General features: G+C 68.3%; 14 protein-coding genes. 7 read left to right on the top strand and 7 right to left on the bottom strand.

Features of this window, described 5'->3' with window-relative positions; translation table 11 throughout:
- The first annotated feature begins 30 nt into the window (after positions 1-30).
- From ACMYLB_RS19690 to ACMYLB_RS19680, 3 genes are all read left to right on the top strand, one after another.
- On the top strand, positions 31-3072 hold the full coding sequence (locus ACMYLB_RS19690) for a DUF748 domain-containing protein (RefSeq protein WP_415908649.1): 3042 nt from the start codon (positions 31-33) through the stop codon (positions 3070-3072).
- A 179-nt stretch (positions 3073-3251) separates the two neighbouring features.
- Positions 3252-3527, top strand: a complete 276-nt coding sequence (locus ACMYLB_RS19685; protein WP_415908648.1) for a YkgJ family cysteine cluster protein — start codon at positions 3252-3254, stop codon at positions 3525-3527.
- A gap of 127 nt (positions 3528-3654) precedes the next feature.
- Positions 3655-4743 carry a hypothetical protein gene (locus ACMYLB_RS19680; RefSeq protein WP_415908647.1) on the top strand — a complete coding sequence of 363 codons (1089 nt, stop codon included), beginning with the start codon at positions 3655-3657 and terminating at the stop codon, positions 4741-4743.
- 45 nt (positions 4744-4788) lie between these two features.
- Here the strand turns inward: ACMYLB_RS19680 and ACMYLB_RS19675 are convergent, their stop codons facing one another.
- The 3 genes from ACMYLB_RS19675 to ACMYLB_RS19665 all read right to left on the bottom strand — a co-directional run bounded on the left by ACMYLB_RS19675 (position 4789) and on the right by ACMYLB_RS19665 (position 8036).
- Positions 4789-5871, bottom strand: a complete 1083-nt coding sequence (locus tag ACMYLB_RS19675) for a type IV pilus twitching motility protein PilT (RefSeq protein WP_415908646.1) — start codon at positions 5869-5871, stop codon at positions 4789-4791.
- A gap of 3 nt (positions 5872-5874) precedes the next feature.
- Positions 5875-7278 carry a type IV pilus twitching motility protein PilT gene (locus ACMYLB_RS19670; RefSeq protein WP_415908645.1) on the bottom strand — a complete coding sequence of 468 codons (1404 nt, stop codon included), beginning with the start codon at positions 7276-7278 and terminating at the stop codon, positions 5875-5877.
- A 116-nt stretch (positions 7279-7394) separates the two neighbouring features.
- Complete coding sequence (locus ACMYLB_RS19665) at positions 7395-8036, bottom strand: MIP/aquaporin family protein (protein ID WP_415908644.1); 642 nt, start codon at positions 8034-8036, stop codon at positions 7395-7397.
- A gap of 117 nt (positions 8037-8153) precedes the next feature.
- On the opposite strand from ACMYLB_RS19665, the gene ACMYLB_RS19660 reads away from it, so the two are divergent.
- The gene (locus ACMYLB_RS19660; RefSeq protein WP_415908643.1) at positions 8154-8414 is read left to right on the top strand and encodes a hypothetical protein; all 261 of its coding nucleotides are present in this window, start codon (positions 8154-8156) and stop codon (positions 8412-8414) included.
- A 47-nt stretch (positions 8415-8461) separates the two neighbouring features.
- Here the strand turns inward: ACMYLB_RS19660 and ACMYLB_RS19655 are convergent, their stop codons facing one another.
- The 4 genes from ACMYLB_RS19655 to ACMYLB_RS19640 form a co-directional block, all read right to left on the bottom strand.
- Positions 8462-8902, bottom strand: a complete 441-nt coding sequence (locus tag ACMYLB_RS19655; protein WP_415908642.1) for an arsenate reductase ArsC — start codon at positions 8900-8902, stop codon at positions 8462-8464.
- Positions 8899-9984 (bottom strand): ACR3 family arsenite efflux transporter, encoded by a 1086-nt coding sequence (arsB, locus tag ACMYLB_RS19650; protein ID WP_415908641.1) that lies wholly within the window; start codon positions 9982-9984, stop codon positions 8899-8901. Before arsB ends, ACMYLB_RS19655 begins: the two co-directional genes overlap by 4 nt.
- A 1-nt stretch (position 9985) precedes the next feature.
- Complete coding sequence (locus tag ACMYLB_RS19645) at positions 9986-10372, bottom strand: ArsR/SmtB family transcription factor (protein ID WP_415908640.1); 387 nt, start codon at positions 10370-10372, stop codon at positions 9986-9988.
- A 111-nt stretch (positions 10373-10483) separates the two neighbouring features.
- On the bottom strand, positions 10484-10783 hold the full coding sequence (locus ACMYLB_RS19640; RefSeq protein WP_415908639.1) for a YciI family protein: 300 nt from the start codon (positions 10781-10783) through the stop codon (positions 10484-10486).
- Positions 10784-10976: 193 nt separating this feature from the next.
- Between ACMYLB_RS19640 and ACMYLB_RS19635 the strand changes: the two genes are divergently transcribed.
- The 3 genes from ACMYLB_RS19635 (at position 10977) to ACMYLB_RS19625 (ending at position 15674) form a co-directional block, all read left to right on the top strand.
- A complete protein-coding gene (locus ACMYLB_RS19635) occupies positions 10977-11606 on the top strand; it encodes an OmpW/AlkL family protein (protein ID WP_415908638.1) in 630 nt (209 codons plus the stop codon).
- Between the two features lie 128 nt (positions 11607-11734).
- Positions 11735-13423, top strand: a complete 1689-nt coding sequence (gene ettA / locus ACMYLB_RS19630; RefSeq protein ID WP_415908637.1) for an energy-dependent translational throttle protein EttA — start codon at positions 11735-11737, stop codon at positions 13421-13423.
- Positions 13424-13514: 91 nt separating this feature from the next.
- On the top strand, positions 13515-15674 hold the full coding sequence (locus tag ACMYLB_RS19625; protein ID WP_415908636.1) for a beta strand repeat-containing protein: 2160 nt from the start codon (positions 13515-13517) through the stop codon (positions 15672-15674).
- The last annotated feature ends 78 nt before the right edge of the window (positions 15675-15752 follow it).

The raw sequence follows: 15752 nt of genomic DNA, 5'->3' as shown, positions 1-15752 counted from the left end.
GGAGGGGAGGTTGCGCGTTGCGCATCCGGGGTGGCGGGCTACGCTGGGAGCGATGAACCCGCGCACTTGGTCCGTTCGCACGCGGCGCAACCTCTGGATTCTGTTCGGGCTGCTCGGCGTGTTCACCGTCACCGGTTTCTTCGTGCTGCCGCCGATCGTGCGGGCGCAGCTGGAAAAACGCCTCGGCGCCGCGCTCGGCCGCGAGGTGACCGTGGGCCGGGTGCGCGTGAATCCCTACGCGCTGTCGGTGACGATCGAGCGGCTCGACATCCGCCGGGCGGACAAGTCCGGCTCGTTCGCGGGTTGGGAACGGCTCTACGTGAACTTCGACGCGCTCGCCTCGCTCGGTGGCGACTGGGTGCTGCATGCGATCGAGCTCGATGGCTTCCACCTCGCCGCCGCGATCGAGCGGACGGCCGGCCGAGCTTTGCCGACATCATCGCGAAGCTCACGCCGCCCCCGGGCGCGGCGCCGGTGCCGGCGCGCCCGCCGCCGGCGCGGCCGGTGCGGATCGGCAGCCTCACGGTCCGGGACGCGCGCATCGACTTCGCCGACCGGTCGCGGTCGCGGCCGTTCGCCACGGTGGTCGGACCGCTGTCGTTCCACCTCACGGAGTTCCGCACCGTCGGCGAGCGCGGCGCGCCGTATCGCTTCGCGGCGACGACCGAGGCCGGCGAGAAGCTGGAATGGCAGGGCACGCTGTCGGCCGAGCCGCTTCGTTCGCGGGGCGAGCTGAAGCTCGAGAACATCGCGTTGGCGAAATACGCCGCCTACTACGCCGATCGCACGCAGGCCGAGCTGGCCGACGGACGGCTCAGCGTGCGCGGGCGCTACGAAGCGGACCTCTCGTCGCCGGCGCGCGTGCTGCGGCTCACGGACGGCGCGGTGCAACTTCGCGGGCTGAAGCTGCTCGAGCGGGCGAACCGCGCTCCCGCGCTGGAGCTGGCCGCCTTCGATGTGGCCGGGGCGGAGTTCGACGCGGTGAAACTGGCGGGCCGGATCGCCGCCGTGCGCGCGAGCGGCGGTCGCGTGGCGGTGCGCCGCGAACCGGACGGCACGCTCAACTGGCGGGCAATGCTCGCGCCGCCGCCCGCGGCCGGCACGCCCGCGGTCGCCGCATCCCCGGCGTCCGCGCCGGCGGCTCCCGCGGCGCCGGCGAGTCCGCTGCCCGACGTGCGCGTGGGCGAGGTGGCGTTGCAGGATTTCCAGGTCGAGGTCACGGACCTGGCCGCGCCGCGACCGGCGAAGCTGGCGTTGGGCGGGCTCCAGTTTTCGCTGCGCGACGTGTCGCTGGCCGACGGGGCGGAGATGCCGCTGCGGCTCGCGTTCGACTGGGCGCCGCAGGGGAAAGTCTCCGTCGCGGGCAAGGTCAGCGTGCGTCCCGATCTCCGCGCGGAACTCCAGACCGAGGTCGCCGACTTCGCGCTGCTGCCGCTGAGTCCCTATCTCGAGCAACAGCTCAACGCCCGGATCGCGCAGGGCGCGGTGTCGTGCCGGCAAAGCCTGCGGCTCGTCCCGGGCGCGACCGGGACGGCCGTCACGGCCACGGGGGATCTGCGCGTCGACCGGCTCGGGCTGGTCGACGGCGCGTTGCAGGAGGATCTGGCCGGTTTCACTTCGCTCGCGCTCAACGGCCTCGCGGTCGCGACCGCACCGACGCTGTCGGCCACGCTGAAGGAAGTCGCCGTCGTCGGTCCCTATGCCCGCGTCGTCGTGCGCGAGGACAAGTCGATCAACCTCGCCGGGCTCGTGCGCCCGGCGCCGATCCCCGAGCCGGGCGCCGCTCGCGGCGCCGCGCCTGCTCCGGCCGCGACCCCCGCCGCCGCGCCGCGGATCGCCATCGGGGCGGTCAAGATCGAGGCGGGCGACTTCAGCTTCGTCGATCGCTCGTTGAGCCCGCAGGTGCGCATGGCGCTGGGCCAGTTCGGCGGCACGATCGGCGGGATGTCGTCGGAGAACCCGGCGCGCGCCGACGTGGACTTGCACGGCACGGTCGACGGCGCGGGGCCGGTGGCGATCACGGGCCAGCTCGACCCGCTCGGCACGCCGCGCTTCGTGAACGTGAAGGTGGATTTCAAGAACGTCGATCTGCTCCCGCTCAGTCCCTACAGCGGCAAATACGCCGGCTACGAGCTGGCGCGCGGCAAGCTGGCGCTCGACGTCAAGGCGCAGGTCGAGGGCTCGCAGCTGCGCTCAGAGAACGTGCTCACGCTGCAGCAGTTCACCTTCGGCGCCGCGGTCAACAGTCCCGACGCCACCCAGCTGCCCGTGCGGCTCGGCGTGGCGCTGCTGAAGGACCTCGACGGTCGGATCGTCATCGACGTGCCGGTGTCGGGCGACCTGAGCGACCCGGACCTGAAGATCAGCCGCGTGGTGTGGCGCGTGATCGGCAATCTCCTGACCAAGGCCGCGGTGTCGCCCTTCGCGCTGCTCGGCTCCATGTTCGGCGGCGGCGGGGACGAGCTGGCGTTCCAGGAGTTCGATCCGGGCCTCGCCACGTTGCGGGCGGCCGAGCGCGGCAAGCTCGACACGCTGGTGAAGGCGCTGACGAACCGCCCCGGCCTCAGCCTCGGCATCGAGGGCGGTTACGACGGTCCGGCGGACAGCTTTGTCCTCCAGCGGCAGAAGCTCGCCGCGCTCGTGCGCGCGAAGATCTGGGAGGAACGGCGCGCGGCCGATCCGAACCTGCCGCCGCCCGACCGGCTGGAGATCGCCCCGGAGGCCTACGCAGCGAAGCTGAAGCAGCTCTTCGACGAGAAATTCCCGCCCGGCACGCAATTCGGCACGCCGCTCCCGGCGGCGCCGGCCGTGGCGACACCGCCCCCGCCCCCGCGCGGCTTCTTCCAGCGCGTCGTGCGCGCGCTCACCCTGGCCGAGCGCCGGGAACAGCGCGCGGCGGCGGCGGAAAACGCGAAGCGCGCGACGGAGCACGAGCAGGCCGTGGCGGCCGCCGCCGCGACGGGGCTGCCGCTCGAGGAAATGACCGGCCGCCTCGCCGCCACCCTCGCGGTGGCGCCGGACGACCTGCGCGCCTCGCCGCCGCGCGCGCCCAGCGGGTGCGCGACTACCTGATGAACGAGGGCAAGATCGCCGCGGACCGGCTCTTCCTCACCCAGCCGAAGGAGGCGGCCAAGGAGAACAAGGGACCGCGGGTCTATCTGACGTTGCAGTGAACGCCGCGCCAGCGCGGACGTCCGGGAGCGGCGGAAAGTCCGCCGTGACATCTCGGCGATCCGTGCTCAAGTGAGGGCATGAACTGCCGTTCCGCCTGCGGCGCGTGCTGCATCGCGCCGTCGATCACGTCGCCGATCCCGGGCATGCCGCACGGCAAGCCGGCGGGGATTCCGTGCGTGCAGCTGCTGCCGGACCTGCGGTGCGCGCTCTTCGGCCGGCCGGAGCGGCCGGCGTTCTGCGCGGGCTTGCGGCCGAGCGAGGCGATGTGCGGGGCGTCGCGCGAGGAGGCGCTGGAGTTCCTCCGCCACTTGGAACGCGTCACCAACCCGGAAACGGATGGCGCGCGACCGTAGCGTTCGCGCGGAGGAGGGCGGCGCCACGCGGGCGATCGCCCCGAGTGGCGGTGATGGCTGACCGCGCCAAGATTCCGCGCTCGCGCCGGAGGCGTGGGCGTGAAAACCTCCCTCCGGGCCCCATCCCTTGAAACCCAAAACGACACTTTGGATCGCACTGAGCCTAGTCGCCCTAGGTAATTGTCTCCTTTGGTGGCAGTATTGCGAACCCTCCATCTACTGGTCGGCGCTGTCGGCGATCGGGCAGATTGCGGCGATCCCGGCCCTGCTCTTCGCCGCCTACAGCTTCAAGAAGGGCGCGAAGATGCAGCACTACGAGCAGATCGACGGGATGTATGCCGATTTGCTGAAGGTGTCGCTCGAGATCGAATGTCTCTCGCGGCCGGAGTTGTGCACCGACCGGACGAAGCGCCACCAATACGACACCTACGCCTACATGCTGTGGAACTTCATCGAGACGATCTTCGACCGGTGCGACGATGATGAGGATCTGATCGAGACGTGGAGCCCGGTCATGGACTACGAGGCCCACCGGCACCGCGCCTGGCTGGCTCAGCCCCGGAACCGACTGCGCTTCAAGCGGGCCTTCCTGGAGTATCTCCATGCGCGGTATGGCATCGGTTCGTTCGCGTGGCGCCGGGCCACGTTGTCGGACCTGCCGCAGATTTCGGCCCTGCAGCAGAGGTTCTTCGGTCCGGATGCGATCCCGGCCGGACAATACGTCGACTGGTTCCGGCAAAGCCCGGCCGGGTTTTTTGTGATCGAATCGCTGGGGCCGGAGCGGAAATTGCTGGGGCACGTGACGCTCCTGGCGATCCAGGACGCTGTTTTTCAGCGCTATCTGTCCGGCGCGATCAAGGAGTCGGAGATCACGGCGGACCAGCTCATCAAATCCGGCGTGGCCGCGAGCCGGCATCTCTACCTGGAAAGCATCATCATCCCGGAGCGGGAGGATCGGCGGAAGCTGCGCCCGTATCTGTGGGAAACGATCGGATTGATGATCGAGAGCCTCAACGTCGGCCCGGTAGAAAAAATTTATGCGATGGCGGCCACGGACGACGGAAAGCGTTTCCTGCAGGCGGCGCGGTTTGCCCGGATCACGCCGCCCTCGGGCGGTCCGCGCCTGGACCAGCACGAGATGTATGGCGCGGACTACGCGGATTTGATCCGCCTGATGCAGCCCGGCACGAACGAGCCGGCGACGATGGCGGGCTGAGCGGGTCTCGGCGCGCCGGCAGACTGAAACCGCGGGCGGCTCCGCTCAGTGTCCGCTGGCGGGATCGAGGTCGCCGGGTTTCAGGAGCGGGGCGAAGAGGGACTTGTTGCTGCTCTTCATGTAGGCTTCCTTCGGCTCGACGGTGCCGTCCTTCACGCGCGCCATCAGGCTGTTGTCCATCGTGATCATGCCGTCGGCGGCGCCGCTCTCGATGATGCCGCGGATGTTGGCGATCTGGCCGGAGCGGATCGTGTTCGGGAGCGCCTCGTGCTGGAGCAGGATCTCGTGCACGGCGACGCGGCCCTTGGGGACCTTCTTGCAGAGCAGCTGGGCGACGACGCCGGCGAGGCAGCCGGCGAGCATGACGCGCACCTGGTTCTGCTCCTCGGCGGGGAAGGTGTTGATGATGCGGTCGACCGTCTTCGGGGCGTTGTTGGTGTGGAGCGTGCCGAAGACGAGCATGCCCATGGAGGCGCAGGAGAGGGCGAGCTTGATCGTCTCCATCTCGCGCATCTCGCCGAGGAGGAGGATGTCGGGGTCGTGGCGCATGGCGCCCTTCAGCGCGGCGCCGAACGACTCGGTGTGCTCGCCGACCTCGCGGTGGACGATGGTGGATTTCTTGCACGGGTGCACGAACTCCACCGGGTCCTCGATGGTGATGATGTGGCGGGCGAGGTTCTCGTTGATGTAGTCGATCATCGCCGCGAGCGTCGTGGACTTGCCGGAGCCGGTCGGACCGGTGACGACGACGAGGCCCTGGTCGAGGTGGCAGAGCCGTTTCAGCGCCTCGGGGAGGTTGAGCTGCGCGAAGGAGAGGATTTTTGCCGGGATCTGGCGGAAGACCGCGGCCTGGCCCCAATGATTGTAGAGGTAGTTGCCGCGGAAGCGGGCGAGGCCGGGGACTTCGTGGGCGAGGTCGAGGTCCTTGCGCTCGAGGAACTCGGCCCAGCGTTTCGGCGGGCAGATTTCGCGCAGGAAGGCTTCCATCTGCGCGGCGTCGATCGGGGTGTCGCCGATGGGCACGAGCGAGCCGGAGATGCGGGACTTGGGCGGCAGGCCGACGGTGAGGTGGAGGTCGGAGCCGCCCCGGTCGAGCATGGTGCGGAGGAGGGTGTCGATCGCGGCCATGGCTCAGGTGATCTTGGCGCGGACGTTGCGGGTGGTGACGTTGGCGAGCGCGGTGTCCTTGGAGATCTTGCCCTGCTGGTAGAGCTCGAGGACGACGTTTTCCATGATGCACATGCCCTCGCGCACGCCGGTCTCCATGGTGTTGCGCAGGCCGGAGGTCTTGCCCTCGCGGATGAGCGCCTGGATGGCGAGGTTGGAGACCATGATCTCGCAGGCGACGACGAGGCCGCCGCGCGTGCCGGGCAGGAGGCGCTGGCAGACGACGCCGCGCAGGCTCTCGGCGACGCTGGCGCGGATCTGCGTCTGCTGCGCGGGCGGGAAGACGTCGAGGAGGCGGTTGAGCGTCGTGGCGGCGTCGCTCGTGTGCATGGTGCCGATGACGAGGTGGCCGGTCTCGGAGGCGCTGATGGCCATCTCGATCGTCTCGAGGTCGCGCAGTTCGCCGATGACGATGACGTCGGGGTCCTCGCGCAGCGCGCCCTTCAGGGCGGAGAAGAACGACTTCGTGTGCGGGCCGACCTCGCGCTGGGTGACGTTGCAGCCCTGCGGGAGCTGGACGACCTCGATGGGGTCCTCGACGGTGATGATGTGGTCCTGGCGCTGGGCGTTGAGCTCGGCGACCATGGCGGCGAGCGTGGTCGTCTTGCCGGCGCCGACGGGGCCGGTGATGAGGATGAGGCCGTTGTGGTAGGAGAGGAGCTTGCGGATGGTGTCGAGGTTGCGCAGGCCGAGCTCGTCGAGCTTGGGGATGCCGGCCGGGATCATGCGGTAGGAGCCGGACGCGCCGCCCTTGTGGAACATGAGGTTCACGCGGAAGCGGTTCTTGGCGTCGAGCGCGAGCGCGAGGTCGTAGTCGCGGCGCTCGAGGTAGATCTTCCGCTGGTGCTCGGCGAGGAGCACGGTGTTGAGGCGGAGCGACTCCTCGGCGGTGAGGATGCGATCGGTGATCGGCGTGAGCGCGCGGTGCTTGCGGACGAACGGGCGCGAGCCGGCGGAGAGGTGGAGGTCGCTTGCGCCCTGCCGGCCGGTGTCGATCAGGAGTGCGCGGACCGCCGCGGCGAGCGCGGCGTCGTCGAGCGCGGCGATGCGGTCGAACGGGAAATCGAGCGCGGGGCCCGTCCCGCCGGCGGCGGGGCCGGAGGACGCCGTGGCGTCGCCCGCCGCGGGGTCCTCGTCCAGGAGCGGGTTGCCGGGCGGCGGGCCGACGGCGGCGCGGGCCTGGGCGTTGCCGGCGAGGGTTTCGAGTTGCTCGACGTCGGTGACATAGCCGTCGTCGATCAGCCGCTGCGCGAAATCCATGAGCGCGGCGTCGCGGCCGGCGGCCTTCAGGATCGCGAAGGCGTGGTCGCGGGTGAACAACTTCGCGTCCAAACCGAGGCGGATGAGCCAGAGGGTTTCGTTGTTCATGCCGGGGCGCCGGGATGCTTGCGAGGGCGGCGCGGCTTTCAAGGTCCGATTCGTGGCGCCGAAAACAAAACGCCCCGCGCACGGCGGGGCGGCGGGCGGGCGAGCGCGGGCGCGACTCAGTCGGCGCCGTTGACCGTCTTGTAGGCGAGCGCGGCGGCGAAGGCGCCGGCGAAGTTCGCGACGAGGTAGATCCAGAAGCTGCCCCAGGCGATGACGCCCAGGGTGCAGACGCCGATCGCGACGGCGGGATTGAACACGCCGCCGGAGACGCCGCCCACGGCGTAGGCGCCGCTCAGCACGGTGAAGCCGATGGCGAAACCGTAGAAGGAGTTGCCGGCGGTGCCGCGCGCGGTGGCGACGTTGAGCACGACCCAGACGAGCGCGAAGGTGAACACGAACTCGGCGAGCAGCGCGGGCAGGATTTCCGGCGTCATCGCGCCGCCGATGGTCGCGGCCTTGGTGACGAGGCCGGTCTTGAGCGCCTTCACCGCCAGGGCGGCGACGAGGGCGCCGGCGGCCTGGCTGCCCATGTAGGGGACGACGTCGCCGGTGTCGCATTTGCCGCGCAGCCAGACGCCGAGCGTGACCGCGGGATTGAAATGTCCGCCGGAAACGTGGCCGCCGGCGAAGATCATCACCGCGAGCACGGAGCCGATCGCGAGCGGCGCCATGGCGCCCGCGCCGGGCGCGATGACGGTCATGCCGATCGTGAAGACGAGGAAGAACGTGCCGATGAACTCGACGAGGTATTTTTTCATGAGCGTGGGGGTGTGAGTGAGCGCAACCTAGGGCGCGCGGCGGGGCGAGTCGAGCCGCGAGCCGGCTAGACACGCTCGGCGCTTGCCACCCGGGTCGAAGGAGCGGAATCGTAGCTCGTGCGTCGCATCCTCAAACTCGTGGCGATCGGGCTGGCGGCCGTGGTCGGCGTGGTCGCGGCGTTCTTCGGTGCGCTGGTGCTGGGCGTGATCCTGGTCGTCGCCGCGCTGCTGGCGCTTTCGGGAAGGAAGGTTCGCCGTGAAGCTCGACCGGGCGCCGCGCGGCCCGGGGCGTCCCGACCGGGCGGCCCATCGTCGGCCGCGGGCGACGTCATCGACATTGAGGCGCGCAAGATCGAGGCGACGCGCGAGCTGGAGTGACGGCGACCGGCGCGGGCGGGTAGAGCGCGATCTCGCCGGAGCGCGGCCTACCGGGCTGCCGCACCCTCGCGCAGGCCGGCGCCGTAGGCGGTGAAGACTTTCTTGATCTCGTCGCGCACGCGGCGGAATTCCGCCAGCACCTGCTCGTCGGTGCCGGTGGCGTGCGCGGGGTCGTCGAAGCGCCAGTGGTGGCGGTTCACCTGGCCGGGGAAGATCGGGCAGGCCTGGTCGGCGTTGCCGCAGACGGTGATGACCGTCGTGACCGGCGTGCTCATGAATTCCTTCATGTGCTTCGAGGTGTGCGCGGAAATATCGATGCCGATCTCGCGCATCACCTGGATCGCCTTCGGATGCACGTAGCCGGCGGGTTTCGAACCGGCGCTGTGGACAGTGACGACGTCGCCGGCGGCGGCGCGCAGGACGCCTTCGGCCATGTGGCTGCGGCAGGAGTTGCCGGTGCAGAGGATGAGGACGGACGGTTTGCTCATGTGGAAACGGTTTCGGTGGAGCGACGATACCAGTCGCGCGAGACGTTGCAGACTTTGCAGACGGAGAGCATCACCGGCACCTCGACGAGCACGCCGACGACGCAGGCGAGGGCGGCGCCGGAGGACGGGCCGAAGAGCGTGATCGCGACGGCCACGGCCAGCTCGAAGAAGTTGCTCGCGCCGATCAGCGCGCCGGGCGCGGCGACGTTGTGCGGCACCTTGAGCCAGCGCATCAGCAGGTAGGTGAGGCTGGAGTTGAAATAGACCTGGAGCGCGATCGGCACCGCGAGCAGCAGCACGGCGAGCCAGCGCGTCGTGAGGTTCTCCGCCTGGAACGCGAAGATGAACACGAGCGTGACGAGCAGAGCGACGACGGCGATCGGATGGAATTTCGGCAGGAATTTCTGTTCGAACCAGTCGCGCCCGTGCGATTTCAAGAGCGCGGTGCGCGTGAGCCAGCCGGCGGCGAGCGGGATGACGATGAACACGACGACGGACGTGATGAGGACCTTTGAGGGCACGACGACGTCGGCCACGCCGCAGAGGAACATCACGATCGGCGCGAAGGCCACGAGCATGATGAGATCGTTCACCGCGACTTGCACGAGCGTGTAGGCGGGGTCGCCGTCGGTGAGGTAGCTCCAGACGAACACCATCGCGGTGCAAGGCGCCGCGGCGAGGATGATGAGGCCGGCGGTGTAGTCGTTGGCCGTGGCCGGGTCGACCCACGGCGTGAACACGTGGCGGAAAAACAGCCACGCGAAGAGCGCCATGCTGAACGGCTTCACCAGCCAGTTGACGAAGAGCGTCACGAGCAGACCCTGCGGGCGGCGCGTCACGCCGACGAGCGAGCCGAAGTCGATCTTCAGCATCATCGGGTAGATCATGAGCCAGATCAGGACGGCGATCGGGATGTTGACCTGCGAACCCTGGCCGAATTCCAGGCGGCTGAGCGCGGCCGTCGTGCCGGGGAAGAGGCGGCCGAACGCGACGCCCACGACCATGCAGACGAGCACCCAGACGGTCAGGTAGCGCTCGAAGAAGTTGAGGCGTTTGGCGGGGGTGGCGTTGGCGGTGCTCATATTAGCGGCGAGTGAGACGGAGAATCCGGCGGCGCGGCACTTCGGGCGTGGCGCAGCCGCAGTCGAGCTGGGTGGAAAGATGGGCCAGTCGCTCGACGTCGCGGGCGAACTCCGGCTCGGTGGCGCGTGCGTCCTGCAGGCAGGCGAGATTCGCCGTGAGGGCCGCAGGCGCGGGCTGGGCGAGCGCGTAGACGCGCCACGGACCCTGCTGCTCGACCGTGACGAGGCCGTGGCGCCGGAGATAGGCGAGGTGGCGCGAGATGCGGGCCTGCGGGAGCTTCAGGGCGGCCTCGAGGTGGCAGACGCACAGCGGCTGCCCGGCGAGCAGATTCAGGAGGCGGAGCCGCGTGGCATCGCACAGGCAGTCGTAGATGCGGAGCAGGTGCACGGACTCGGTTCAAGCAGCGGCCGACATATTCGCCAAGGCAAATATGCAATGCGGCGACCGCGGCCGGGTTACTTTTCGGTTACGGCCCCGGCCCGCCGGTGCGGCGGCCGCTCAGGCGCCGGTGGCCCAGTTCTCGAGGAAGGCCTGGCGCTTCACCGGGTTGAACTCCGTGAAGCGATACGTGGCCACGCCGGCCTGGGCGTAGGGATCGTCGCGGAAGAACGCCTCCAGCTCGGCCTTGCCGGGCGCACGGGCGACGACCATGCCGCCGTCGCGCGGGTTCTTCGGTCCCGACATCAGCAGCCAGCCGCGGTCGTAGCCGACCTGGAGGAAGGCGCGGTGCGCGGCCACGATCGGCTCGATGCGGCTGAGCTCGGCGGTGAACGTGATTTCGACGACGAAGTGGAGCATGCCGCGAGGCAAGCGCACCGTCCCGCGCTTGAAAACCCCGAAGTGGCGCTTGGGCCCAACGGCTCAGGCGGAGCGCGCCGACCTCCGGCAGGCCAATGGCTGCACAGTGTCGGTCAACCGAGGCCGAGCCGCGCGGTCGGACGACCGGTATCGTGCCTCCGGTCCGTCACCCACGGACCACACCAACCAAACCATGAACCAGTCCCTCCGTCGTCTCACGCACGGCGCGCTCCTGCTTTTGTGCGCCGTTTCCCTCTCCGCCGCCAGTCCCTGGTCGGTCCGCCTTCGCGCGACCTACCTGCAGACGGTCGACAAATCCGACGCCTTCACTGCGCTCAGCACCAACTTCGCCGCCAATGCGATTTCGGTCAGCGACAAGCTGATTCCCGAGATCGACGTCGACTACGCGTTTTCGGATACCGTGTCCGCCGAGCTCGTGCTCACGATCCCGCAGTCGCACGACGTCTCGCTCGCCGGCGTGGGCAAGCTGGGCTCGTTCAAGCACCTGCCGCCGACGCTGCTGGTGCAGTATCGGGCGTTTCCGGGCAACACGTTCCGCCCCTACGTCGGCCTCGGCGTGAACTACACCCTCATCTGGGACGCCAACCTGTCGGTCGCTGGCGTGCCGCTCGGCCTCGACAGCCACAGCATCGGCCTCGCCGCCCAGGCCGGCGTCGACTGGAAGATCGACGAACGCTGGTCGTTCAACGTCGACGTGAAGCGCGCCGCGATCCGCTCCGACGTCTACGCCGGCGGCGCCAGCCTGACCAAGGCCAAGCTCGACCCGTGGCTCTACGCCCTCGGCGTGAGCTACGCGTTCTGAGCGGCGCGCTCACCGCATTTCCCTCTCCGCGACGCCGGACCGGCCTGGTCCGGCGTTTCGTTTGTCCGGGCCGCGTCCCGGATTTTTTGGGCTCGCCGCGCCGCGCCCCGGGCCTCCTTGCTTGCGCCATGGCCCAGTCCGACTCCACGCCCAAGATCATTTTCTCGATGCTCGGCGTCTCGAAGAAGATCGAGCGCAAGGAAATCCTCCGCGACATCTCGCTGTCGTTTTTCTACGGCGCGAAAATCGGCGTGCTCGGCCTCAACGGCTCCGGCAAGTCCTCGCTCATGCGCATCCTCGCCGGCCTCGACAAGGAGTTCGACGGCCATGTGGCGTTCGAGCCGGGCTACCCGGTCGGTTTCCTGCCGCAGGAGCCGCAGCTTACGCCCGGCGCCACGGTGCGTGCGTGCGTCGAGGAGGGCGTCAAGCACCTCACCGATCTGACCGCCGCCTACGACGCGTCGTGGGACGAGATCGCGGCCGCCGAGGACGACGCCACGCGCGATGCCATCACCGAGAAGCAGGCGAAACTCCAGGAACAGATCGACGCGCTCGGCGCGTGGGACACGGCGCCGATGGTCGAGCAGGCGATGGACGCGCTGCGTTGCCCGCCGCCGGACGCCATTGTCGATACGCTTTCGGGCGGCGAACGCCGCCGCGTCGCGCTCGCGCGGCTGTTGTTGCAGAAACCGTCGATCCTCCTCCTCGACGAGCCGACCAATCACCTCGACGCCGAGAGCGTCGGCTGGCTCGAACAGCACCTCGCGCGCTACGAGGGCACGGTCATCGCCGTGACACACGACCGCTACTTCCTCGACAACGTCGCCGGCTGGATCCTCGAACTCGACCGCGGCCACGGCATCCCGTGGAAGGGCAACTACTCCGGCTGGCTCGAGCAGAAGCAGAAGCGCCTCGCGATCGAGCAGCGCACCGAGGACCGTCGCCAGAAGGCGATGGCGCGCGAGCTCGAGTGGATTCGCTCCGGCGCGAAGGCGCGGCAGGCGAAGGGCCAGGCGCGCATCAATGCCTACGAGGCGATGCTCAAGCAGGACGTCGCGGAGCAGGAGAAGAAATTCGAGATCATCATCCCGCCCGGCCCGCGGCTCGGCACCCTCGTCGTCGAAGCGCAGGGCGTCACGAAGGCCTACGGCGACAAGCTGCTCTACGAAAACCTGTCCTTCGCGCTCCCGCCCGGCGGCATCGTCGGCGTGATCGGCCCGAACGGCGCGGGCAAGACCACGCTGTTCAAGCTCATCACCGGACTGGAAAAACCCGACGCGGGCACGTTCCGCATCGGCGAGACGGTGAAGTCGGCCTACGTCGAGCAATCGCGCGACTCGCTGCAGAACGAGAAGACGATCTGGGAGGTCATCAGCGACGGCCAGGAGATGATGCCGCTCGGTGCGCGCACGGTGAACAGCCGTGCTTACTGCGCGCAGTTCGGCTTCACCGGCGCGGACCAGCAGAAGAAGGTCGGCGTGCTCTCCGGCGGCGAGCGCAACCGCGTGCTCCTCGCACGCGTGCTGAAGAGCGGCGCGAATCTCATCCTGCTCGACGAGCCGACGAACGACCTCGACGTGAATTCGATCCGCGCGCTCGAGGAAGGTCTCGAAAACTTCGCCGGCTGCGCCGTGATCATCTCGCACGACCGCTGGTTCCTCGACCGCATCGCGACGCACATCATGGCGTTCGAGGGCGACAGCTACGTGCACTGGTTCGCCGGCAACTACTCCAGCTACATGGAGGATTACCACCGCCGGAAGGGCAAGGACGCCGATCAGCCGCACCGGATCAAATACCGCCGGTTGACGCGCTGAAATTTCACTGCGCGGTCAGGTCTTTTCGGTTGCGGCTCGTGTCCGGGGCTGACATCGCTCTCGCGCCCCACGAATGGAGCCCACGATTTCCATGCCCCTCACCGCGCGCGCCTTCGGCGCAGGCCATCTCGGCCGGTTGTTTTTTCTGATGCTCCTGGGCGCGACGATTCCCTGCCGCGCCGCGACCGAGATCTACATCTACACCGACTACACGACGTCGGTCTCAGGCAATCTCAACCAAGCGAACACGGTGTGGCTTTTCAGCCCGCCCGACGACAACCCCGGCCTGGTCCGCACCGTCACCGTCGACACCGCGGGCGGTTTCGGCGGGGGCACTCAGAGCTTCGAGGGTTCCGGAAGCGTGAATGCGAACGTCGCCAGCGCCATCACCGGTGGCACTCAGTATCTGACCGTCCTCAATGTGAACGCGGCCAATGCCATCACCGGCGGCTTCCAAAGCCTCAACGGCGGTGCGCTCAATCTCAACGCCGTGGGCGGCATTACCGGCGGCACGCAGGAATTGCTTGGGAGTCAGCTCAACCTGAACGTGGCGAACGCCATCACCGGCGGCACACTGCTCGTCAAGGGCTCCAACGTGACCTTCAACCAGAGCGACCGGATCACCGGCGGCACGCAGTCTTTCTCGCAAAACAGCGTGGTGAGCGTTTCCGCTCCGCACGCCATCAGCGGCAGCACGCTGTCGTTTACGAACACGGCCGTGCATCTCTACACCAGCAACGGCATCGCGTCGGATTTCAGTTTCAGCGGCGGCTCGTTCGCGATCCACACGGCGGATGCCTTTGCGGCGGGCACGACCCAGAGTTTCGGCGGCAATGCGCAAATTTCACTCATCAACAATGCCCTCACCGCCGGCGCGCAGACGTTCGACCACTCGACGGTGACCGGTTCCGGCACCGCGCCGATCAACGGCGGCACGCAGTTTTTCAACAACGCTTCCACCGTCGACGTTTCGATCGGAGGCGGCACGCAGACGTTCGACGGGTCGGACTATTTGGGGTCGGGATTGAACGGAGTCGTTTTGAGGGGCTTGCGCGGTGGCACGCAGATCTTTCGCAACAGCTCCACCTTGGCGGCGGGCTATGGCATCGTCTCAAATGCCGGCATTAGCGTTGTCGGCGGCAGCAACAGTGTCGTCGGCGGCACCCAGATATTTTACGATCACTCCTTGCTCTCTATCTTGGACCTGACGGATATCAGTCCCGGCGTCGTGAGCGCGAATGCGGTCACCGGCGGAAGTCAGATTTTCCACGATCAGTCCTATCTCGATATCTACGTGACCAACTCCATCACGGGCGGGACGATCACGCTCACCGACGAGAGCTCCGTCCAGCCCTGGGCCGCTAACATCTTCGGTCTGGGCGCTAATCTGGTCTTCGACGCATCAGGTGGCGGCACCGGCGGCACGTTGTATCTCAACGGCTATGCGATGAAACTCGGCTCCCTCAGCTCGGTGGGCAACAGCGGTGTGATCCGGAATGGGCTGGGCAATAACCAGAGCGCCACGCTCACGTTGCAGTTCGACGGAGCGAAGCAGACCTTCGGCGGTCTCGTCATCGACGGCACGGACGACAACACCCCTTACCACCAGACGAACCCCTCGGCGCGGCTGGCCCTGGTGAAGCAGGGCACGGGCACGTTCGAGCTCACGAATGCCAACACCTACACCGGCGGCACCACGGTCAACGGCGGCACGCTGCTCGTGAACAACACCACCGGCTCCGGCGTCGGCACCGGCGCGGTTACGATCAACTCCGGTGCGACGCTCGGCGGCAGCGGCTTTGTCGATGGCGAGACCACCATCGCTTCCGGCGGCCACATCGCTCCGGGCAACTCGCCCGGCACGCTGACCTTCACCAACGGCCTGACCTTGAACGATGGCGCCGTTCTCGATTTCCAGCTCGGCACGACCAGCGATCTCATCCGCGTCAGCGGTGGCACGCTCACCGGGCCGTCGACCGGCGCGGTCACGCTGAACCTGAGCGACGCCGGGGGATTCACCGCGGCGACTTACCCGCTCTTCGATTTCTCCGGCGCGACCACGAACAGCTTCGACCTCTCCGATTTCAGCCTCGGCAACGTGATCGCCGGTTACGACTACGTGCTCGCGTTCAATGGCTCGACCTTGGAGCTGACGGCCACGGCGAGCGCCATCCCGGAACCCGCCACCTGGGCCGCGGGGCTCGGTCTCGTGGCCCTCATCGCGGTGCGCCGGCGACGGGTGGCGAGATAACGGCTCGCGCCGTGTCTGCCGCTCGCGTGATCCCGCGAAAAGCGCAGTGAGCTTTGCCGAGGTTTTGTGATCATCTCG

Origin of the sequence: Oleiharenicola sp. Vm1, from assembly GCF_047777955.1 — a bacterium.
GTDB lineage: Bacteria > Verrucomicrobiota > Verrucomicrobiia > Opitutales > Opitutaceae > Didemnitutus.
This window is presented reverse-complemented; position numbering and strand designations above follow the sequence as displayed.